This window comes from Tsukamurella sputi, from assembly GCF_007858445.1.
GTDB lineage: Bacteria > Actinomycetota > Actinomycetes > Mycobacteriales > Mycobacteriaceae > Tsukamurella > Tsukamurella sputi.
Map to the genome: position 1 here is coordinate 68,606 of NZ_VIGV01000014.1, position 20,580 is coordinate 89,185.

Annotated in this window: 21 protein-coding genes, 1 tRNA gene and 1 pseudogene; 8 read left to right on the forward strand and 15 right to left on the reverse strand. The window is 71.1% G+C overall.

Features of this window, described 5'->3' with window-relative positions; genetic code table 11:
* Window positions 1-13 precede the first annotated feature (13 nt).
* From FK268_RS22340 to FK268_RS22365, 6 genes are read right to left on the reverse strand one after another with little or no spacing between them, the layout of a single operon-like run.
* A complete protein-coding gene (locus FK268_RS22340) occupies window positions 14-1,177 on the reverse strand; it encodes an LLM class flavin-dependent oxidoreductase (protein WP_146437656.1) in 1,164 nt (387 codons plus the stop codon).
* On the reverse strand, window positions 1,174-2,178 hold the full coding sequence (locus FK268_RS22345) for an LLM class flavin-dependent oxidoreductase (protein WP_146437657.1): 1,005 nt from the start codon (window positions 2,176-2,178) through the stop codon (window positions 1,174-1,176). The genes FK268_RS22340 and FK268_RS22345 overlap by 4 nt, the downstream gene beginning before the upstream one ends.
* Window positions 2,175-3,203 carry an ABC transporter substrate-binding protein gene (locus FK268_RS22350; RefSeq protein ID WP_146437658.1) on the reverse strand — a complete coding sequence of 343 codons (1,029 nt, stop codon included), beginning with the start codon at window positions 3,201-3,203 and terminating at the stop codon, window positions 2,175-2,177. Before FK268_RS22350 ends, FK268_RS22345 begins: the two co-directional genes overlap by 4 nt.
* Window positions 3,200-4,027 (reverse strand): ABC transporter ATP-binding protein, encoded by an 828-nt coding sequence (locus FK268_RS22355; protein ID WP_146437659.1) that lies wholly within the window; start codon window positions 4,025-4,027, stop codon window positions 3,200-3,202. Before FK268_RS22355 ends, FK268_RS22350 begins: the two co-directional genes overlap by 4 nt.
* Window positions 4,024-4,821 (reverse strand): ABC transporter permease, encoded by a 798-nt coding sequence (locus FK268_RS22360; protein WP_231707229.1) that lies wholly within the window; start codon window positions 4,819-4,821, stop codon window positions 4,024-4,026. The genes FK268_RS22355 and FK268_RS22360 overlap by 4 nt, the downstream gene beginning before the upstream one ends.
* Window positions 4,822-4,873: 52 nt before the next feature.
* The gene (locus FK268_RS22365; protein ID WP_146437661.1) at window positions 4,874-5,908 is read right to left on the reverse strand and encodes an NrtA/SsuA/CpmA family ABC transporter substrate-binding protein; all 1,035 of its coding nucleotides are present in this window, start codon (window positions 5,906-5,908) and stop codon (window positions 4,874-4,876) included.
* 172 nt (window positions 5,909-6,080) lie between these two features.
* Between FK268_RS22365 and FK268_RS22370 the strand changes: the two genes are divergently transcribed.
* The 3 genes from FK268_RS22370 (at window position 6,081) to FK268_RS22380 (ending at window position 8,865) form a co-directional block, all read left to right on the forward strand.
* The gene (locus tag FK268_RS22370; protein ID WP_146437662.1) at window positions 6,081-6,815 is read left to right on the forward strand and encodes an IclR family transcriptional regulator; all 735 of its coding nucleotides are present in this window, start codon (window positions 6,081-6,083) and stop codon (window positions 6,813-6,815) included.
* A 148-nt stretch (window positions 6,816-6,963) separates the two neighbouring features.
* On the forward strand, window positions 6,964-8,349 hold the full coding sequence (locus tag FK268_RS22375) for an aspartate aminotransferase family protein (RefSeq protein WP_146437663.1): 1,386 nt from the start codon (window positions 6,964-6,966) through the stop codon (window positions 8,347-8,349).
* Window positions 8,350-8,373: 24 nt separating this feature from the next.
* Entirely contained in the window at window positions 8,374-8,865 is a 492-nt protein-coding gene (locus tag FK268_RS22380; protein WP_146437664.1) for an SRPBCC family protein, read from the forward strand.
* A 157-nt stretch (window positions 8,866-9,022) separates the two neighbouring features.
* Here the strand turns inward: FK268_RS22380 and FK268_RS22385 are convergent, their stop codons facing one another.
* Together FK268_RS22385 and FK268_RS22390 are read right to left on the reverse strand one after the other, a co-directional pair.
* Window positions 9,023-9,802 carry an S-methyl-5'-thioadenosine phosphorylase gene (locus FK268_RS22385; protein ID WP_146437665.1) on the reverse strand — a complete coding sequence of 260 codons (780 nt, stop codon included), beginning with the start codon at window positions 9,800-9,802 and terminating at the stop codon, window positions 9,023-9,025.
* Window positions 9,799-10,122 carry a hypothetical protein gene (locus tag FK268_RS22390; RefSeq protein WP_146437666.1) on the reverse strand — a complete coding sequence of 108 codons (324 nt, stop codon included), beginning with the start codon at window positions 10,120-10,122 and terminating at the stop codon, window positions 9,799-9,801. The genes FK268_RS22385 and FK268_RS22390 overlap by 4 nt, the downstream gene beginning before the upstream one ends.
* Window positions 10,123-10,200: 78 nt before the next feature.
* On the opposite strand from FK268_RS22390, the gene FK268_RS22395 reads away from it, so the two are divergent.
* The 3 genes from FK268_RS22395 to FK268_RS22405 all read left to right on the forward strand — a co-directional run bounded on the left by FK268_RS22395 (window position 10,201) and on the right by FK268_RS22405 (window position 11,922).
* Window positions 10,201-10,569: a PLD nuclease N-terminal domain-containing protein gene (locus tag FK268_RS22395; RefSeq protein ID WP_146437667.1), complete on the forward strand. Its 369-nt coding sequence runs from the start codon at window positions 10,201-10,203 to the stop codon at window positions 10,567-10,569.
* An 86-nt stretch (window positions 10,570-10,655) separates the two neighbouring features.
* Window positions 10,656-11,456: a hypothetical protein gene (locus FK268_RS22400; RefSeq protein WP_146437668.1), complete on the forward strand. Its 801-nt coding sequence runs from the start codon at window positions 10,656-10,658 to the stop codon at window positions 11,454-11,456.
* A gap of 163 nt (window positions 11,457-11,619) precedes the next feature.
* The gene (locus FK268_RS22405) at window positions 11,620-11,922 is read left to right on the forward strand and encodes a YciI family protein (RefSeq protein ID WP_146437669.1); all 303 of its coding nucleotides are present in this window, start codon (window positions 11,620-11,622) and stop codon (window positions 11,920-11,922) included.
* Between the two features lie 65 nt (window positions 11,923-11,987).
* On the opposite strand, the gene FK268_RS22410 is transcribed toward FK268_RS22405, so the two are convergent.
* Window positions 11,988-12,061: transfer RNA gene (locus FK268_RS22410), tRNA-Gly, on the reverse strand.
* 76 nt (window positions 12,062-12,137) lie between these two features.
* Window positions 12,138-13,499, reverse strand: coding sequence for an amino acid permease (locus FK268_RS22415; RefSeq protein WP_146437670.1), 1,362 nt, complete (start codon window positions 13,497-13,499; stop codon window positions 12,138-12,140).
* Between the two features lie 67 nt (window positions 13,500-13,566).
* On the opposite strand from FK268_RS22415, the gene dcd reads away from it, so the two are divergent.
* Window positions 13,567-14,133 carry a dCTP deaminase gene (dcd, locus tag FK268_RS22420; RefSeq protein ID WP_146437671.1) on the forward strand — a complete coding sequence of 189 codons (567 nt, stop codon included), beginning with the start codon at window positions 13,567-13,569 and terminating at the stop codon, window positions 14,131-14,133.
* A gap of 9 nt (window positions 14,134-14,142) precedes the next feature.
* On the opposite strand, the gene FK268_RS22425 is transcribed toward dcd, so the two are convergent.
* From FK268_RS22425 to FK268_RS22435, 3 genes are read right to left on the reverse strand one after another with little or no spacing between them, the layout of a single operon-like run.
* The gene (locus FK268_RS22425) at window positions 14,143-15,918 is read right to left on the reverse strand and encodes a YibE/F family protein (RefSeq protein WP_231707227.1); all 1,776 of its coding nucleotides are present in this window, start codon (window positions 15,916-15,918) and stop codon (window positions 14,143-14,145) included.
* Window positions 15,919-15,927: 9 nt separating this feature from the next.
* Window positions 15,928-17,184 (reverse strand): pyridoxal phosphate-dependent aminotransferase, encoded by a 1,257-nt coding sequence (locus FK268_RS22430; protein ID WP_146437672.1) that lies wholly within the window; start codon window positions 17,182-17,184, stop codon window positions 15,928-15,930.
* 3 nt (window positions 17,185-17,187) lie between these two features.
* A complete protein-coding gene (locus FK268_RS22435; protein ID WP_146437673.1) occupies window positions 17,188-18,210 on the reverse strand; it encodes an ABC transporter permease in 1,023 nt (340 codons plus the stop codon).
* Between the two features lie 97 nt (window positions 18,211-18,307).
* Here FK268_RS22435 and FK268_RS22440 point away from each other — a divergent pair, with 97 nt between their 5' ends.
* Window positions 18,308-18,889 carry a TetR/AcrR family transcriptional regulator gene (locus FK268_RS22440; protein WP_146437674.1) on the forward strand — a complete coding sequence of 194 codons (582 nt, stop codon included), beginning with the start codon at window positions 18,308-18,310 and terminating at the stop codon, window positions 18,887-18,889.
* A gap of 78 nt (window positions 18,890-18,967) precedes the next feature.
* On the opposite strand, the gene FK268_RS22445 is transcribed toward FK268_RS22440, so the two are convergent.
* Both FK268_RS22445 and FK268_RS22450 read right to left on the reverse strand, forming a co-directional pair.
* A complete protein-coding gene (locus FK268_RS22445) occupies window positions 18,968-19,636 on the reverse strand; it encodes a hypothetical protein (protein WP_231707228.1) in 669 nt (222 codons plus the stop codon).
* Window positions 19,637-19,681: 45 nt separating this feature from the next.
* A pseudogene (locus FK268_RS22450) lies at window positions 19,682-20,580 on the reverse strand (Fe-S oxidoreductase); the annotation flags it as partial.

Here is a 20,580-nt window from a genome sequence, read left to right on the forward strand (position 1 = left end):
CTTTCGGTGGTGGTCATCCGGCGCGCAGGGCGGTCGCGCGCAGATCGGTGGGAACGCTGTTCCGCAGCAGGGGGAGCACCTCTTCACCGACCCGGTAGGCCTCCTCGAGGTGCGGGTTGCCGGCCAGGATGAAGGCGTCGACGCCCAGCGCGCGCAGCTCGTCGAGCCGTTCGGCGACCTGCTCGTAGCTGCCGACGAGCCCGAACGCCGGGCCGCCGCGGATCAGGCTGAAGCCGCACCAGACGTTCGGTTGCACCTCCAGATCGCGATACCCCGTGATCGTGGTGGGCACCCAGCCCGCGATGCGGGCGGCGCCGACGGAGTCGCCCTGGGCCGCACGATCGGCGGCGCCGCGATCGACGAAGGCCCACCCCTTCTCGATCTCGGCCCATGCGGCCTCCTCGGTGTGCCGGGCCACAACGTCGATCCGCACCGCGAACTTCGGTGTGCGGCCCAGCTTCTCCGAGTGCGCGCGCACCCCGTCGAACTTGGCGCGCAGGTCGGCGAACGGCTCGAGCCAGGAGAGGTAGTAGTCGGCGTGCCGCCCCGCGGCGGCCACGGCGGCGCCCGACGATCCGGAGAAGTAGACCTCGGGGAAGGGCTGATCCGCGAGCAGAGACGGCAGGGTGGCGCCGTCGGTGCGGTAGAACCGGCCGTCGTGGTGGAAGGGCTCGCCCCGCCACACCCCGCGCAGCACGTCGAGGAACTCACTGGTGCGGGCGTACCGGTCGTCGTGATCGACCTTGTCGCCCCACCACAGCTGCGGGCGGCCACCGCCTCCGCTGATGATGTTGTAGACGAGGCGACCGCCGGTGGCGCGCTGCAGGGTCGCCGACATCCGGGCGGCCTGGACCGGATGCAGGAATCCGGGTTGGAAGGCGACCATGAAGCGGTAGGTGTCGGACTCGGGAGCCAGCGCTGAGGCGAAGGCCCACGGGTCCTCGGTGACGGGGAAGCTCGGCAGCAGGCCGCCGACGAAACCCGCCCGCTCCGACGCGCGCACCACGGCCGCGGCGTGATCGATGTAGGCGTAGTCGTCCGGCTCGCCGCCGCGGATGGCCGGCGCGATGTTGCCGGGGCCGATGCCCTGGGCCTCGCCGCGGTTGTAGCGGCGCGGTTCGCGCAGGGAGGCGTGATCGCCCTCCATGCCGATGCGCCAGTAGAAGTCGACGCTCATGCCGGTACCTCCTCGGAACGGGACGCGCGCGGCAGGCGCGCGGACGGGTCGGTGAGGTGGAGCAGGTGTTCGCCGACGCGGTGGATCTCCTCGATGTGCGGACGGCCCGTGAGGATCACCGAGTCGACGCCCGCGGCGGCGTACTCCCGCAGGCGAGCGGCCACCGTCGAATACGATCCGACGAGGCCGATCTCGTCGTCGAAGCCCGCGGCGCGGAAACCCGCCCACCGTGCGTGGTCGAGCCGGTCCGCGGGGTCAGGTACCGCACCCGCCTGCCGGATGAGCCTTTCGGCGCGCTGCCACGCCTCGTCGTCGCTCTCGCGGGCGATGACCGGGATCTCCAGCGCGACACCCACGGTCCGCCCCGTGGCGGCGGCCGCGGATCGCAGGGCGATGAGCCGGTCGCCGAGCGGCGCGTCCCGCCGTTCGGCGAAGACGTGCACGTCGCCGAGCCGAGCGGACAGGGCGAGGGCGGCGCCGTCGTCGCCCGCGATCTCCACGCGCGGAAAGGGCAGGCCGGACAGGATGCCGCGGAAGCCTCCGTCGGCGACGTGGAAGTACTCCCCGTCGTAGTCGAAACCCGTTCCCTCGAAGCCGTTGCCGCCGACCGGCTCGCTGTTCCACACGCCGCGCGCGACCTCCAGGAACTCCGCGGCGCGGCGGTACTCCTCGGCCGCAGGCGTCGCCCGCAGGCGCCACCCGAACCGGCCGCGGGAGAGCCGCTGCAGGGTCGCCGAGACCTTGGCGGCGTACACGGGGCTGCCGAAGGCGGGGGAGAACTCCGCCGTCACCCGGACGTGCCGTGTCGCGCGGAGGGCGGCGCCGGCCACCACCCAGGACTCGTCACCGGACGGATCGTGCGGGACCAGGATCCCGTCGATCCCGGCCAGCTCGGCGGCGTCGACGGTGTCGAGAAGGTCGCGGAACCCGGTGCGGGCAGCCGGTGTTCCCGCGCGCCGCGAGTCGCCGCGGACCGACAACCGCCAGTCGATCCCGGTCATCGAGCGACCTCGGCACGCTGGGCGACGATCTGCTGAGCGCGGGTGAGGGGCTCGGCCGCGACCCAGGAGTCGAGGTCGAAGTCGGCGTCGAGGAATCCGTGCGCGAGCAGGAACTGCTGCTGGCGCGCGAGCAACTCGATCCGGTCCTCCGCGAGCGACGGGTGCAGGCCGGCGATCACGTGGTCGGGGTACGCGGCGGCGGCACCCTCGGCCGCGGAGCCGGTCTCGCGCTGCAGCACCGAGCGGGCCTCGCCCGGGTGCTCCGTGGCCCAGTCCGCGGCACGCAGCGAGCGCACCAGGAACTCCGTGACCAGGTCGGGACGTTCGTCGAGCAGTGCCTGGTGCACGGTGATCGGGCGCGGCGTGCCGTTGTTCACACGTGCCGCGCGATCCGCGGTGGCATCCAGGTCGACGACGGTGCGCAGCCCGTGCTCGCGAGCCACGTCGCGCGCACGGGCGCCCTTGACGTACACCGCATCCACGTCGCCGGCGAGCAGCCGGTCGACGCCCCAGGTGGTGACGCGGGCTGCGCCGACGACCCGCGGATCGTCCTGCGCGGGTACCTCGACGAGGCGGGCGTCGGAGAGGTCGAGCCCGGCGAGGCGCAGCGCGTTCCGGAAGCCGTGCAGGGCCATCGCGCGGGGGAAGCTTCGAGCCCGGTCGGCCGCCCACGTCGGCAGGGCGAGGCGGGCGCCGCGGAGGTCCGCCGCGTCGGCGACGGCTGAGTCGGGCCGGACGACGATCGCCTGCGCCTCGTCGATCCAGGTGAGGCCCAGGAGGCGGGTCGGAGAACCCGCCGCGCGGGCGGCGAGGGCGGGGACGTTGCCGCCCTCGCGGATCAGGCCGGGGAGGTCGTGGTCGAAGTGCCGCGCGGCGACATCCGGGGCGCTGTCCTGCAGCACCTTCAGTGAGAGCCCGGCGTCGACCGCGGCATCCGCCAGCCAGCCACGGGCGTGCGCGATGCCGCTGGCGGTGGGGACGGGGCAGCGGGTGTACCAGAGGGTGTCGGTGAGCGTGCTGGTCATGGCGTGGCCTCTCCTCGGGGTGTCGGTGTGTGCCCGCGTCCCACCCCGAGGTGGGAGAGCAGGCGGGTTCGGTAGTCGAGCGCCCCGGGGTCGGCCCGGTCGCGCGGGCGGACCAGGTCGATGTCCTCGTCCAGGACGAACGTGCCGCCGTGCAGCACGATCACGCGATCGGCGAGGCGGACGGCCTCGTCGACGTCGTGCGTGACCATGAGGACCGCGGGGCGGTGCCGCGCCACGAGATCGCCCACCAGGTCCTGCATCTGGAGCCGCGTGAGGGCGTCCAGCGCGGCGAAGGGTTCGTCGAGGAGGAGCAGTCGCGGCTCGCGCACCAGCGCCCGGGCCAGCGCGACGCGCTGGGCCTCGCCGCCGGAGAGGGTGGCGGGCCACTGTCGGGCCTTCTCTCCGAGGTTCACCTCGCGGAGCGCGGCGAGCGCCCGCTCGTCGGTGTCGCGTCCGCGCGGCTGGCCGATGGTGACGTTGCGCAGCACACGCTTGTTGGGGATGAGCCGGGGCTCCTGATAGACGGATGTACGGGCGGCCGGAACCTCGACGGTGCCCTCGTCGGGCGCGAGCTGCCCGCTCAGCAGGCGCAGCAGCGTGGTCTTGCCGGTGCCGCTGGGGCCGAGCAGCACCACGAACTCGCCGCGGTGCACGGTGAGGTCGATGCCGCCGAGGACGGTCTTGTCGCCGAAGGTCTTCCGCACTCCGGTCAACCGGACCGCCACGGGTTCGCCCGCGCGGCGGTCGGCGGCCGTGGCCGGTGAGGGGCTGCGCTCGGCGAGTGGGGGCAGGGCGGATTCGTGGGACCGGGCGGGCGCGCTCATCGGAAGGCCACCTGTCGCCGCCACGGCGTCCCGTACCGCTCCGCGACGCGGACGATCGCGTCGAAGATCAGGCCGAGGGCACCGTAGAGCACGACGCACAGGACCATGTAGTCCGTGCGGTTGTACTCCTGCGCGAGGGTCACCAGGTAGCCGATGCCCTCCTTGGTGCCCACCTGCTCGGCGGCGATGAGGCCGGTGATGCTGATCGCCAGGCAGATCCGCAGCGCCATGAGGATCGCCGGGAGTGCAGCGGGGATCACCACCTCGGCGACCAGCCGCGGGCCGGTGAGCCCGAACTCGCGGGCCGCCTCGACGGTCTTGCGGTCGATGTTGCGCACGCCGAGGTAGGTGTAGGCGTACATCGGCGCGACGGTGGCGACCGCGATGAGCAGGACCTTGAAGGCATCGTCGATGCCGAACCAGGCGATGAACAGCGGCACCAGCGCGAGGAAGGGGACCGCGCGGACGATCTGCATCGTCGAGTCGACGAGTTCCTCGCCGAGCGCCGACAATCCGGACAGCACTCCCAATGTCAGTCCCACGCCCACTCCGAGCAGGACGCCCGCCGCGGCGCGGCGGAAGGAGGCGACGCTGAAGTCCAGTAGTTGCCCGGTGCGCGCCAGCTCGACGAAGGCGGAGCCGACCTGGCCGGGAGAGGCGAGAACCTCGGGACGGAGCGCCCCCGAGGCGGATCCCGCCCACCATGCGAGCACCAGCAGCACGGGAACGAGGAACCGCAGGGCGATCGACAGGGCGCGGGAGCGCGGCCGACTGCTGCGGACGTCGGGCACCATCAGCGCGTCGGGCACCGTCGACGCCTGGCGCCGGAGGTCGAGAACGGCCATGTCAGCGACCCTTGCCGGCGGTCGCGCTGTACGCAGCAGCCTTGCTCTGCAGCGGGTACAGCACATCGGAGGCGGGGACACGGCGGCTGATCACGGCGTTGTCGGCGAACAGGTCGATCACCGACTGCAGGTCGGCCTCGTCCTCGGCCGTCGGGTAGCGCGGCACGCCGACCACCCGGTCGGACGCGATGGCGCGGGCCAGTCGATCCCCGGTCACGGCGCGCGGTCCCGCCTGGTCGAAGACGTTCTGGAAGGCGGCCGGGTCCTTGCGCTGGCGCTCCTTGAGCCCCTGAAGCGCGGTGAGGAAGGCGGCGGCGACGTCCGGCCGGGCGTCCAGGACCGCGGTGCGGAAGGCGAGGATCGTGTGATCGCGCGAGTCGATGGACTCCTCGGTGGCGATCTCGACGCCGCCGCGCGCCCTGGCCTCCTCGTACGGGTCGTTGAAGGACGCCCAGGCGTCCACCTTGCCGGTGGAGAACGCCGCGGTCGCGTCGGACGGCTGCAGGGCCACCCGCTCGACCCGGTCGACGGGGATCTTGGCCTGCTGCAGCGCCTTCAGCGTGATGTAGTCGCCCTTGGCGGCGGCGTTCACGGCGACGCGCCTGCCGGGCAGGTCGGCGACCGAGCGGATGCCGGAGTCGGGCCGGACGATGATGCCGCTGCGGGTGCGGTCCTCGTTGTGCGCCACGGCGACGATGCGGACCGGCACGTTCTTCGACAGTGCCCCGACCACCGGGCTGTACGCGCCCTCCGAGACATCGAGCTGGCCGGCGTTGAAGAGCTTGAGGTTGGCGCTGAACGCGGGCGGCGCTTCCACCCATTCGACGCGGGCGCCCAGCGGCTTGAGCGCGTCGTCGAAGACGTGGTCGCGCTTGCCGACGGCGAGCGCGCCGGCGTTCTGCGGGGCGGTGACCTTGAGGACGAAGTCGCCCGCGGCCGGTGCCGGGGACGAGCTGCCGCACGCGGTCGTCCCGACGGCCACGAGGGCGGCGATGCCGAGGGCGGTGGCGCCGGCGCGGAACCGGTTGGCGGTCATGGTCGAACTCCTCACGAAGGGGAATGGATGACTGGTGAATCTAGGCCGCGCCGGCCGCCGCGCGTAGACATTGCCTTCCGATGATCGGAATGTTTGACACCGATTTCCCGCGCGAGGGGAACAAGTTTCCCGCTCTATGGAAAATGCGGTGGGAGGCCGCTAGGGTGGCGGCGTGGAGAATTCAGGGGTGCAGACCGTCGCGCGGGCGTTCGAGATCCTCGGCTGCTTCCGCGACGGCGACGCGCTGGGCGTCTCGGAGGTCGCGCGCCGGTGCGGCCTCGCGGTGAGCACCACCCACCGCCTGATGGGCAGCCTCGTCGCCGCCGGCTTCCTCGACAAGGACGGCAGCCGGTACCGCGTGGGGGGCGCGCTCACCGAGTTCGGGCAGCTGGCGCACCGGCAGTACGGGGCCTACCGCGCGGAGCCGCATCTCGAGTTGCTCGCCACGACGGTGGGAGCGAACGCGTCGATCGCGATCCGACAGGCGGGGGACGCGGTCCTGGTGGCTACCAGCCGCTGGCGCGAGGCGGACGGCGATCGGCTGCAGGGCATCCGGCTTCCCGTGCACGCCAGCGCTCTGGGCAAGGCGCTGCTCGTCTGGGGCGAGACCACGGAAGACCTCATCGACCTGCTGCCGTACGAGGGTGGCACGGATCGTTCGGTGACCGGCCCCGACGAGCTCGCGGCCGAACTGGACCGGACCAGGAGGCGGGGCTACGCCTTCAACGACGAGGAATTGGACGTGGGCTTCCGCACCATCGGGCTGCCGGTCCTGCGTCCCGACGGGACCTGTCGATTCGCTCTCGGTCTGCGCGGCCCGGTGGCGCTGATGACACCCGAGCGCGTGCCGATGTACGTCGAACTCGCGCGGTCGACGGCGCGCGACATCGCCGACGCGCTCGCCTGAACAGCGTGCTCCGGGGCGGTCACCGGACCGTGATAGCCGCCGGGCCGCCGGGTATCGTTGCAGTCACCGTGACGTGACCAGGTGAGCAGCGCATACCAGCGGATATCGCCAGCCGGCATTGCCGCAGACATTTCTTGGAGTAACAGCTATGACGAACACGCTGCCCGACGGCCGGGCCATCGACGACGCGATCGCCGCCGGGGCCCGCGCCTACGAGCTCGACCGCGCACATGTCTTCCATTCGTGGTCGGCCCAGGCGCAGATCACCCCGATGACGATCCTCGCCTCCGAGGGCTCGTACGTGTGGGACGGCGAGGGGCGCAAGCTTCTCGATTTCAGCTCGCAGATGGTCAACACCAACATCGGCCACCAGCACCCGAAGGTCGTCGCGGCCATCGCGGAGCAGGCCGCGAAGATCTGCACCATCGCGCCCCAGCACGTCAACGAGTCCCGCAGCGAGGCCGCACGGCTCATCGCCGAGCGCACCCCGGGCGACCTGGACAAGGTCTTCTTCACCAACGGCGGCGCCGATGCCGTGGAGCACGCCATCCGCATGGCCCGCGTGCACACCGGGCGCCGCAAGGTGCTCAGCCGCTACCGCAGCTACCACGGCGGCACCGAGCTGGCGATCAACGTCACCGGCGACACCCGCCGCTTCGCGAGCGACTTCGGCGGCGAGTCCGTCGCCCACTTCGACGGTCCGTTCCTCTACCGGTCGTCCTTCTACGCGGAGACCGAGGAGCAGGAGTCGCAGCGCGCGCTCGAGCACCTGGAGCGCACCATCGTGCTCGAGGGCCCGGCGACCATCGCCGCGATCATCCTCGAGGCGATCCCCGGCACGCCCGGCATCATGGTCCCGCCGCCCGGTTACATGGCCGGCGTCCGCGAGCTGTGCACCAAGTACGGGATCGTCATGATCGCCGACGAGGTCATGTCCGGCTTCGGCCGCACGGGCAAGTGGTTCGCGATCGAGCACGGCGCCACCGCCGCCGGCCCCGTCGTGCCCGACCTGCTCACCTTCGCCAAGGGCGTCAACAGCGGCTACGTGCCCCTCGGCGGTGTGGCCATCGGCGCCGAGATCGCCGCGACCTTCGCCGACAAGCCCTACCCGGGCGGCCTGACCTACTCGGGCCACCCGCTGGCCACAGCCTCGGCGGTCGCGACGATAGGCGCCATGGCCGAGGAGGGCATGGTCGAGAACGCCGCGACGATTGGCGACGAGATCATCCGCCCCACGCTCGAGGAGTTCAAGGCCAAGCACCCGTCCGTCGGCGACGTGCGCGGTGAGGGCGTCTTCTTCGCCATCGAGCTGGTGCGCGACAAGGAGACCCGCGAGCCGCTCGCGCCCTACGGTGGCAGCAGCCCCGCGATGAACGAGACCGTCGCCGCCCTGAAGAAGGGCGGCCTGTTGCCCTTCGCCAACTACAACCGCATCCACGTCGTGCCGCCGTGCAACGTCTCCGCCGAGGAGGCCCGTGAGGGTCTCGCGATCATCGACGAGGCGCTGAACGTCGCGGACGCGCACACCGTCTGACCCGCAAGAACCCAGGAGCCCGACATGCCCGCTCTCAAGCCCGTCCTCTCCGCCGAACTGCAGGCCGGGCGTCCCGGTGTGTACGAGTTCTCGGTGCGCTCCGCGCGCCCCGTCGACTGGGTGTGGGGTGAGCTGACCTCGGACCGTCCCCTGCACTGGTGCAAGGGGATCCGGAAGATCGAGTGGACCAGCCCGCGGCCCTTCGCCGCCGGCTCGACCCGCCGGGTGCACCTCGGCCCGGGCATCAGCGCCGACGAGATCTTCTACTCCTGGGAGGAGTCGGAGACGCTGTGCGAGAAGGCCTTCTACGTGCAGTCCGCCACCGCTCCCGGCCTGGCGCGGATGGCGGAGAAGTACCGCGTCGAGGCGCACCCCGACGGCGGCTCGGTCTTCACCTGGACCCTGCTCATCGAGCCGATCGGCGGTGACCGGGTGATCGGCCTGAGCGCCCTTCCCGCCGGCCTGATCGTCAAGTGGCTGCAGCGCGACACCGAGCGCTACCTCGGCTCGGCGTAGATACCGGCATCGGAATCCGCATGATCTGAATCAGATCATGCGGATTCTGCATTCCGCGCCTGGAGACCGATCTGCAGGTGCAGGCCGACCTTGCGGAACGCGGCGTGATCGACGCCGACGAACGCGCCGCCGCGCGGGCGAAGATCCTCACCGAGGGTTAGATCCGGACCGGGTCCAGTCCCGCCGGCAGATCGTGGTCGCCCGCGGCGCAGTCGCAGGGCGCGGCGGGGTCGGTCGCGGCGATGGTCTCCGTGAGCACGTCGGTCAGCCGCGGAAGGTTGCGGGAGAACTCGGCCAGCACGTCCTCGGTGCGCACACCCGTGCCGGCCTCGATGCCCGCATCCAGGTCGGTGACCAGCGCGATCGACGCGTAGCAGAGCTTCAGCTCGCGGGCCAGCGCCGCCTCCGGCAGGCCGGTCATGTTCACCAGATCCCAGCCCTGCGCCGCGTACCAGCGGCTCTCGGCGCGGGTCGAGAAGCGCGGTCCCTCGATGACGACCATGGTCGACGAGGCACGGTCCACGTGCGGCGCCGCGGCCGCCCGCAGCGTGGGGCAGTAGGGATCGGCGAAGCTCACGTGCACGCCGCCGCCGTCGAAATAGGTCGACGCCCGGCCGCTCGTCCGGTCGACGAGCTGTTCCGGGATCGCGATCGTGCCGGGCCCCGCGGCAGGATCCAGGCTCCCGACGGCGCACGGCGCCAGCACTTTCCGCACCCCGAGGCTGCGCAGTGCCCAGAGGTTGGCCCGATACGGCACCGTGTGCGGCGAGAACTCGTGGCCGCGGCCGTGCCGGGGGAGGAAGGCGACCTCGCGCCCGGCGACCTCGCCGACGGTGATCGGCGCGCTCGGCCGTCCGTACGGAGTGTCGACGATGCGCTGCCGGCTCCCGCCCGGCAGGAACCGGTACAGACCGGTCCCGCCGATGACGCCGATCACGCGCCGGCCCCGAGGCGGCTGCGGACTGCCTCCGCGACCTCGTCGGGCCTGCCCACCTCGAAGAACTGCTCCGAGCCGTCGCCGAGGGTGACGCACAGGCGCCGTCGGGTCCGCTTGAACAGCCCGACCACGTCCTCGACGATTCCTGCGCCCGCGACGTGCTTGAGCTGGACCGCGAAGGGCGTGCCGTCGACCTTCGCGGCGAGACCCGCCGGACGGAACCGCAGGTGGGTTTCGGTCAGCTCGAGGTGGCCGCGAACGGCGCCGGAGCGCTTGCCGATACTGAGGAGACGGGCCGCCGGCCAGCTGAGATCACTCACGCTGCCACAATAGGTCGATTCGGTCAGGGGGTTCGCGGTAGCATCGGCTATCCGTTTTCCTAAGGGTGGGGGTTCAAGATGCCGTACTTCGGTGCGATCGTGATGCTGCTGTGGGTGGCCGCACTCATCGACGTGATCGTCTCGGACGAGTACCGGGTGCGCCACCTGCCCAAGGGCGGGTGGCTGATCATCGTCATCCTGATCCCGCTGGCGGGGTCGTTGATCTGGTTCCTGCTGGGGCGGCCCGTCGGCGCCGTCTCGAACGGCGGACCGTCGCGCACCACGGGCTTCCCCGAATACGAGCGCCCCGGCCGGCACATCGCCCAGTACCCGGACGACGATGACGAGTTCCTCCGGCAGTGCCGCGAGCGCGCCGAACAGCAGCGCCGCCGCGCCAAGGAGCTCGACGCCCGCAATCCGTCCGAGAACCCCGAGGACAAGGACTGAACGCCGGGCCGCCGCGGGGGCTGGGCAGCATCTACCGGTCCTCCCTCGCGGTCCTGCGGGCCAACCCGGGACCCACCGTCGGGATCGTGGCGGTCCTCATCTCCGTCATCGCGGTGCTCGGTGTGCTCGCCCGGTTGCCGCTGATCAACGACCCGCGCTGGGCGCCGGCCGCGGACCGAGACATCCGGCAGGTACTCGTGACGCTCGGCTTCTACCCGGCGGGGACGATCCTGGTCACGCTGGTCTGGATGCTGGTCAGCGTCGCGGTGACCGCCACCGGCACCGTCGCGGCGCACCGCTATCTCGCCGGCGAGCGGACGTCGCTGCGCGCCGCCTGGCGCCGCGCCAGGCCGCGGCTCATCGCCGCGCTCGGACTGGGACTCCTCGACGCGGTGGTGGTGGTCGTGCCGGTCGTTCTCGCGGCCGCGGCGTCCATCGCGCTCGCCGTGCGCTCCGGTCCCGAGGTCGCGCGACAGACGACGACGGCGCTGTTCGTGCTCGCCGCGCTCGTCGTGGTCGCGGCACTGCCGACGCTCGCGATCGCCGGGCCCATGCTGGTGATCGAGAAGCTGCGGCCCGTCGACGCGCTGTGGAGCGCGTTCGCGCTGCAGCGGCGCGGCTACTGGCGCCTGCTCGGCCGGGTGATCTGCACGTACGTCCTGGTCAGTGTGGTCTCGACCATCGTCGGGCTTCCGTTCACCATCGCGTCGATCGCCTCGCGACCCGACGCGGACGTGGCCTCGCAGACCCTCGAGAGTCTCCTGTTCGGGAACGTCGGCTGGGTCGTCGGGCAGGTCGCGGTACTGCCCTTCCTCATCGTCACCAATGCGCTGCTGTACGCCGACCAGAAGGTGCGGAGCGAGACGGTCGAGCCGGTCGATGCCTGACGCCGCGGTGGTCGGAGTCAGCTGATCCGCCGCTTGACCTCAACGATGGTTCAGTTCCTAGCCTGATCCTGCGGCGGGACGTCGCGTCCACCCCGAGTTGAGGAGCATGTGCATGGCGGAGTATTTGGCGGTCTTTCGGAGCCACAGGGATACGTTCGACACCTTGTCGACCGAGGAGGTTCAGGGGTTCAACCGCAGGTGGGAGGAACTCTGGGCCGAGGGTCGGCGGGATGGTTGGCTGCTCGATGCGAGCGGTGCGCTGCAGACCGACGGTCGAGTGATCCACGCCGACGGGCGGGTCACGGCTGGTCCGCTGGTCGACGAGGGAGACGTGGTACGCGGTTACCTCAAGATCGCCGCGGGATCGCTCGACGCCGCGGTCGAGCACGCCAAGGGCGCTCCGGTGCTGTTGCACGGCGGGCGGGTCGAGGTGCGTCCGTTCTTCGACGGGCACCCGGGCGAGTAGTCACCGACGGCGCGGAACGCCTTGTGAAAACACGAAATCCCCCTGCTGCGCAGGGGGATTTCGTATGGAGCCGATGACGGGAATCGAACCCGCGCTACCTGCTTGGGAAGCAGGAGTTCTACCATTGAACTACATCGGCAGCAGCGGCACCGTCGGACGACGGAGCCGCGCGTAACGGCAACATTAGCACGCGCACCGTCGGGCCCGAGGACGGGTCAGGACGGCACGGACGCGCGTGGGGCCACCCACAGGCGATAGGCGACGGCGAGGGCGCCGAGCCAGACGAAGCCCACCACCAGCGCGACGAGGGTGTCGTGCTCGAAGGCCATCAACACCGTCACGAACAGCAGGAAGGCGATGGCGAAGAGCTGTCCGAAGGGCCACATCGGGACGGGGAAGCGCAGCAGGGCGACCTCATCGGCGGGCATCGCGGTGCGCTGGCGGTACTGCGAGAACAGGATCATCAGCCACACGAAGACCGTCGCGAAGGTGGCGATGGACGCGATCACCACGAAGACGTTCTCGGGGATCAGGTAGTTGAGCAGGACGCCCACGAGCAGCGCGACGGTCATGATGACCACCGTCATCCAGGGGACACCGTTCGCCGTGGTCCGTCGCATGATCGCGGGCGCCTGGCCCCGCTGGGCCATGCCGAACATCATGCGGCCGGCGCCGAAGATGTCGCTGTTGATCGCCGAGAGGGCGGCGGTGATCACCACGACGTTGAGCACGTGTGCCGCGGGTTCGACGCCGAGTGCCTGGAAGATCTGCACGAACGGGCTGGAATCGCTGTTGATCCGGTCCCACGGGATCACGGCCATGATCACCGCCAGTGCCAGCACGTAGAACAGGCCGATCCGCACCGGCACCGTGTTGATGGCCTTGGGGATGGTCCGCTCGGGGTCCTGCGCCTCGGCCGCGGTGAGGCCGATGATCTCCGACCCGCCGAACGCGAAGACGACCAGCACGAAGCAGCTGAGCCAGCCGCCGAGGCCCGTGGCGAAGAAGCCGCCGTGCGACCACAGGCTGCTCACGCCCTGCGACGTGTCGTGCATGCCGAAGCCGAAGATCAGCACCGCGACGCCGCCCGCGATCATCGCGACGATGGCGGCGATCTTGACGATCGTCAGCCAGAACTCGACCTCGCCGAAGACCCGCACCCGCATCAGGTTCAGGGCGGCGATGAAGAAGATCACCGCGAGCACCCAGATCCACTTCGGCACGTGCGGGAACCACATACCCATGTACACGGCGAACGCGGTGACGTCGGCGATGCACACGAAGACCATCTCGAAGACGTACATCCAGCCCGTCATGAAGCCGGCCTGCGGGCCGAGCGCGGACGAGGCGTAGTCGCCGAACGAGCCCTGGGGCCGCCGCACCGCCATCTCGCCGAGCGCGCGCAGCACCAGGTAGATCACCACGCCGCCGATGACGTAGGCGAGCAGCACGGCGGGCCCCGCCGCCTGGATCGCCGCCGCGGATCCGTAGAAGAGGCCGGTGCCGATTGCCGAGCCGAGCGCGATGAACCGGATGTGGCGCGCGGTGAGGCCGCGGCGGAGCGGAGTGTCGGTCACGGAAGAGCAGTATCCCCGATCCGGGGTGCGCGGTTGCGCACCACCGTCGTGCCTTTACGCTGAACCCGTGCTGCTCTCCGATCGTGACATCCGCGCCCACGTGGAATCCGGCCGCCTGGGGATCGATCCGTTCGACCCGCAGATGGTGCAGCCGTCCAGCGTGGACGTGCGGCTCGACGGTCTGTTCCGGGTCTTCAACAACACCCGGTACACGCACATCGACCCCAAGCAGCGGCAGGACGAGCTGACCACGCTCGTCGAGCCCGCCGAGGGCGAGCCCTTCGTGCTGCACCCCGGCGAGTTCGTGCTCGGCTCCACCCTCGAGGTGTGCTCGCTGCCCGACGATCTGGCCGGCCGCCTGGAGGGCAAGTCCTCCCTCGGCCGCCTGGGCCTGCTGACGCACTCGACCGCCGGCTTCATCGACCCCGGCTTCTCCGGCCACATCACGCTGGAGCTGTCGAACGTCGCGAACCTGCCGATCACGCTGTGGCCGGGCATGAAGATCGGCCAGCTGTGCCTGTTCCGGCTCACCAGCCCGGCGGAGAACCCTTACGGCAGCTCGTCGGTGGGCTCGAAGTACCAGGGCCAGCGCGGCCCGACACCGTCGAAGGCGTACCTGAACTTCCAGAGCTGACGTCCCGGCTCAGTCGGCCGAATGGCGGCCGCGCCGCGGCGCGGGATCCTGCGCGGGCGGGTCGGGCAGCACCGGCGGACGCGGCTGCGGCCGCGGGGGCGCGGGGGTCGGCTCGTCCGGCAGGCGGCGGCGACCGGGTCGCGGTGCGGACGGCTGCGTCGGTGCCGGACGAGCCGATCCGGCCTCGGATCCCGAGCCGGCGTTCGCCGCGGGCCGGGGCGTCGCCGGACGCGGCGCGACCGGGAACTGCCCGGTCGGCGGCGCGACGGGGAGCTGCCCGGTCGGCGGCGCCACGGGAGCGGGCGCCGCGTCCTCGGGGGCCTGCACGGCCGCGACCGCGGCCTTGGCGGTCCGACGGGGCCGCACGGGGATGTTCTCCGGATCGGCGTCGGGATGGCTCTGTGTGTAGCGCTTCGCGGCTTCGGGGCTCACGGCCACGCGCTTCGGTTTCGCCAGCAGGGTGGCGATCGCGGTGGTCAGCGGCACGGACAGGGCCAGGCCGATGCCGCCGACGAAGGCGCGCACCAGCTCGATCGCCACGGAATCCGATGTGAGCACCTGCCCCAGCGGGCGGCCCGCGATGGAGAACAGCAGGAGCAGCGGCAGCGCCGTGCCGACGTACGCGAAGACCAGCGTGTAGACCGTTGACGCGATGTGGTCGCGGCCCACGCGCATGGCCGAGAGGAAGGTGCGGCGACGCGAGGACTTCGGCGACAGCTTCGCCAGCTCGAAGGTCGCCGACGACTGGGTGATCGTCACGTCGTTGAGCACGCCCAGTGCGCCGATGACGAAGCCCGCGAGCAGCACCCCGGACGTCGAGACCGTGGACGCGTAGGCCTGGAGATTCGTGGTGTCCTCACTGCTCAGGCCCGTGACCTGGGTGGTGATCGTCGCGAGCCAGGCCAGCGCGGCGCACACCGCCAGCGAGCACAGCGTGCCCAACAGGGCCGCCGACGTCCGCAGCGAGACGCCGTGCGCGAGGTACAGCACCAGGTACAGGATCACTGCGGACGCGACCAGAGCCACCCAGACGGCCGAATGCCCGTCGAGGATGGACGGCAGCGCGAAGAAGACGATCACCACGCCCGACAGAGCCAGGCCCAGCAGGGCCCGCAGGCCGCGCCACTGCGCCACCGCGATCACGACGGCCGCGAAGACCAGGCCCCACACCCACAGCGAGACGCCGCGCGCGTAGTCGTAGAAGGCGTAGTTCGACGGTGAGCCCGCCACGCCGCCGCCGTTCCAGCTCATCATGATCTTCGTACCGGGCGAGAGGTCGGGCTGGCCGGTGCCGGGCGTGGCCGGTCGCGAGACGTCGACGCCCGACGGTGCCGCGTCCGGCGAGGTCTTGCCGGGCACGGCGGAGACGTTCATCCGCTGCGTGCCGATGGAGAAGACGGTCCACTTGCCCGCGTCGGGGCCCGACGTGATGCGCACCGAGCTGTTGAGGCAGCCACCGTCGGGATTGAGCACCGGATGCGGCTCGGTATCGCTGAGCTGGCCGTTCCCGGACGGGGAGAAGTTGCAGTCGCCGACGAGCTGTTCGGAGACCTCGCCCTTCGCGAGTGTCGGCGTCTGCGGACCCGACGGGACGCTGACGCGGATCTGCGAGGGCCACAGCAGCACGACGCCGGCCACGACGAAGACCCCGATCAGGCCCAGTAGGCCGATGACGACGCGCGACGCCCACTTGCCGAGCGAGATGTTGCTCAGCGAATGGCTGTGCACGTGCGCCGCGGCGGCATCGTGATCGTCGTGTTCGTGATCGTCGTGGTCGGCTGTCACGCCGCCACCCTACTTCTGCTTGTACGAACTCAGGAAGTTGCCGAACCGGTCGAGGGCCTCGGCCAGGTCACGGGCCCAGGGGAGCGTCACAACGCGGAGGTGGTCGGGCGTGGGCCAGTTGAAGCCGGTGCCCTGGACCAGCAGGATCTTCTCCTGGTTGAGCAGGTCGAGCACCATCTGCTCGTCGTCGCGGATCTCGTGGACGTCGGGGTCCAGCTTGGGGAAGGCGTAGAGGGCGCCCTTCGGCTTGACGCAGCTGACGCCGTCGATCGCGTTGAGCTTCTCGAAGGCCACGTCGCGCTGCTCCAGCAGCCGCCCGCCGGGCAGGATCAGGTCGTTGATCGACTGGTAGCCGCCGAGCGCCACCTGGATCGCGTGCTGCGCAGGGACGTTGGGGCACAGGCGTGTCGACGCCAGCAGGGTCAGCCCCTCGATGAAGCCGGACGCGTGGTCCTTCGGGCCGGTGAGCACCATCCACCCGGCGCGGTAACCGCAGACGCGGTAGGCCTTGGAGAGGCCGTTGAACGTGCATACCAGCAGGTCCGGGGCGAGTTCGGCGATGGAGATGTGCTGCGCACCGTCGTAGAGGATGCGGTCGTAGATCTCGTCGGCCAGCACGAGCAGCGAGTGCTTGCGCGCCACCTCGACGATCTGCTGCAGCGTCTCGCGGGAGTAGACGGCGCCGGTGGGATTGTTCGGGTTGATCACCACGATCGCCTTGGTGCGCGGTGTGATCTTCGCCTCGATGTCCTCCACCGAGGGATTCCAGCCGTTCTCCTCGTCGCACAGGTAGTGCACGGGGGTGCCACCGGACAGGCTGGTCATGGCCGTCCACAGCGGGTAGTCGGGCGCGGGGATGAGCACCTCGTCGCCGTTGTTGAGCAGCGCCTGCAGCGTCATCGTGATCAGCTCGGAGACGCCGTTGCCGAGGTAGACGTCGCCGATGTCGAAGTACGGGAAGTCCTGGACCTCCTCGTAGCGGGTCACCACGGCCCGTCGGGCGGAGGCGATGCCCTGCGACTCGCTGTAGCCCTGCGAGGTGGGCAGCGCGTGGATCATGTCGCGCACGATGGAGTCCGGCGCCTCGAAGCCGAAGGTCGCGGGGTTGCCGATGTTGAGCTTGAGGATGCGGTGCCCCTGGGCCTCGAGCCGAGCCGCCTGTGCCACCACGGGTCCACGGATCTCGTACAGCACGTTCTGCAGCTTGGCGGACTGCTCGAGCGGCTTGAGTTCGGTGCGGATGTGGGGCACATGCGGTCGGCTCATGGGCTATATCGTCGCAGGCTGCAGCAAATCCTTTTCGCTCACCTCGCCGTTTCCCGACGGTGCGTCGTGTTCCGCACGGTGCTTGGCCGCGCCGATCACGAGCAGCGCGTAGCCCACGACGATCCACGCGCCGAGTACCGCGAAGGCCGCTCCCGCTCCCGCGCCGATGAGGCCACCGTCGGCGAAGAAGGCCGCGCTGCGCAGGGCCGTGCCCGTGGCACCGATCGGCAGGCTCTGGCCGAGGACCGCCCAGACGTGCGGCAGGAACTCCGGCGGCATCGCGATCCCCGCCAGCGGCATCCCGATCAGCATGAACAGCAGTGCGGCGGGCGCGATGCCGCGGGTGCCGAACAACGAGACCAGGCCGGCGACCGTCGCACCGATGGCGAGCATGCCCGCGCTCATCGCGAGCCACTGCCCCCAGAATCCGCCGGGCAGCACGCCGATCCACATCGCGGCGCCCACGGCGGCGCCGCCGATGATCGCGGCGCCGATCGGCAACGCGGCGGCGACGATCTTCGGGTGGCCGCCGATCATCACGGTCGCCAGGGCCAGCACCATGCCGGAGAGGAAGACCGGCATCACGATGGAGCCGAAGCCGGCACCGCGCGGATCGTCCACCGACAGCGGCGCGACCTCGACGGTCCGCACCTGCCGGCCCTGGGCGAGCGCGGTGGCCATCTGGGTGAGCATCGGTGCGACGGCGGGCGAGGCGCCGCTGGCGACGACGGCCGTCGATTCGGTGCCGGGGCCTCCGGGTACCAGGCCGCCGTAGACCTCGCGGTCCTTCGCGGCCTGCTCGAGGGCGGCCTCGGAGCCGTAGGCGTGGACGGTGAAACCGCCCGGCTGCTGCGAGTTCAGGCGTTCCTGGACCTGCGTGACGGCCGCCTGTGGCCCGACGACGCCGATCGGCAGGTCGTGCGGTTTGCCGTGCGACGCGGGGCCGGTGAACAGTAGGACGATGAGGGGAATGGCGATCGCCAGCGCGGTGAAGACCGCGGCCAGCTTGGCGTGCGACGTGCGCATGAGAGCCTCCAAGGTAATTCAACGTGTGATGAAACGACGGTACGACCGCGGCGCCCCAGAAGTCAACACATGTTGAAATCCTGATAGGATCGTCGGCATGGCGACGGGCAGACGTGCGGGTTCCAGCACCGCGAAGGCGGACATCCTCGAGGCGGCGCGCGAGCTCTTCGCCGAGGTGGGATACGACCGCGCGACGATCCGCGCCATCGCGGCCCGCGCGGGCGTCGATGTGGCTCTGGTGTCGTACTACTACGGCAACAAGAAGGGCCTGTTCCGGGGTGTGATGAGCATGCCGGTCGACCCGGAGGAGATCTTCACCGACGCGCTCGAGGGCCCGGTCGAGGGCGTGGGGGAGCGGCTGGCTCGGGCGGCGCTCACGGTCTGGGAGGGGCCCGACACCTCCGACGCCTTCCGCGCCCTGTTGCGCGCCGCGATCAACGCGGATGAGGGCGCCGCGAACACCTTCGGCGAGTTCCTGTCGTCGGTGATGATCCCGACGCTGACCACGAACGCGGGGATCGGGATCGAGACGGCACGGGTGGTCGCCAGCACGATGTTCGGGCTGGCTCTCCTGCGGTACCTGATCGCGGCGCCGCTGTTCGTCCAGCCGTCGCAGGACGAGCTGATCGCGACGTACGGCGCCGCGATCCAGCGGATCGTCGACGGGGGCGCGGGCTGACCCGTCGCGAAACCGGCCGAATACTCGCCGACGATCGATATGTGACGCCCCGAGGCGCGAATCGGCCGGTTTCTGGAGCTAGTCGCGCGGTGGCAGGATCTCGGTCGGTTCCAGCACTTCGGACTCCGCAGTGGGCGCCGCAGGCGGTACCTGCGGGGCCGCGGGCGGGGCCTGCGGATCCTCGTCGTCGCCGAGGTTGTGGAAGGCGCGCCCCAGTTCCTCGGAGACGTTGATGATCCGAGCTTTCTTGACCTCGGGCTTGTCGATCTCCTCGGCCACGTACTGCGCGATGAACCGTCGGATCTCGGAGTCGACGCTGGCGACGACGCGCACGATCGAGCCGCGGATGGTCCGCGACTCCACGTCGACCCAGACGTCCTTGGGCTTGGGCGGATCGACCTCGATGCGCAGTTCCAGCGGCGCGGCGGCGCGCACCGTCAGTGGCAGCGTGATCAGGCCGGCCACGTCGTAGCGGATCCGGTCCACTTTGAGGTCGATGAGCAGGCCTATGCGCAGCGGGATCTTCACCGTGAACGTGATGAGCTCGCCCACCTGGCGGGTGAGCTGAGGCTCGTCGATCTCCACCTGCGCCCACACCTTGGCCACTCCACCGGGTCCCGACGGGATCGGGCCCACGGTGAAGTCGCCGCCGGCGATGTCGGCGAACGCGGAGCCCACACGCTCCTCGTTCACGGCGATCTCGAAGAACCGCCGCCCGAACTCCTCGTAACTCACGTACTCAGGCACGCATACATCCTGCCGCAGAAGTGATAGCCACTCAGGGAGCTTCGATCACTTCCGGCCGCCGGGGCGCTTCGCGCCCGCCGCGATCCCGAAGCCCTTCGCCTTCGATTCACCCGCCGTCGTCACCGTGCGGTCGGTGCCGCCCGACGGTGCCTTCGGCTGGTCGGCGGGGGTTTCCGGGGCCGACGGTGCCGGCTCCGGCGCCGCCGCGGGAGCCTCCGCTGCGGCCTCGACCGCCGGCTCGGGTGTGACCGGCGTCTCAGCCGGCGCGGGGGCCGAATCCGTCACAGGCGCTGGTTTCGGAGCGCCCGGCTTCTTCGCGCCGGGGCGCTTGGCGCCCGCGGCGATGCCGAAGCCGGCGGCCTTGGACTCGCCCGCGGTCGTCAGGGTGCGGTCCTGTGCGGGGGCCGACGGTGCGGCAGGCGCCTCCGCCGGAGCCTCGGCCGCGGGGGCCTCGGCCGCCGGAGCCGCAGGGGTCTCCGCTGCCGGTGCCGCAGGGGTCTCCGCTGCCGGTGCCGCCGGAGCGGCCGGCGCGGGCTTGGGCGCGCCGGGCTTTTTCGCACCGGGGCGCTTGGCGCCGCCGGCGATACCCAGCCCGACTGCGGGCTTCGCGGGCGCGGCGGGAGCCGCCGGTGCCTCGGCCGCGGGTGCGGCGTCGGCTGCAGGGGCCGCCGGAGCAGCCGCCGCGGGCTTGGGCGCGCCCGGCTTCTTCGCTCCCGGACGCTTCGCGCCACCGGCCAGCCCGAGGCCCACGGCGGGCTTCGCGGGTGCCGCCGGTGCTTCGGCGGCCGGTGCCTCGGCCGCGGGGGCAGAGGGAGCTGCCGCAGCGGGTGCAGCGGCGGGCTTGGCGCCGCCGGGCTTCTTCGGTCCGCCCGGGCGCTTGCCGCCGCCGGCCAGGCCGAGGCCGACCGCGGGCTTCGCGTCCTTCTTCTCCGCCGGTGCAGCCG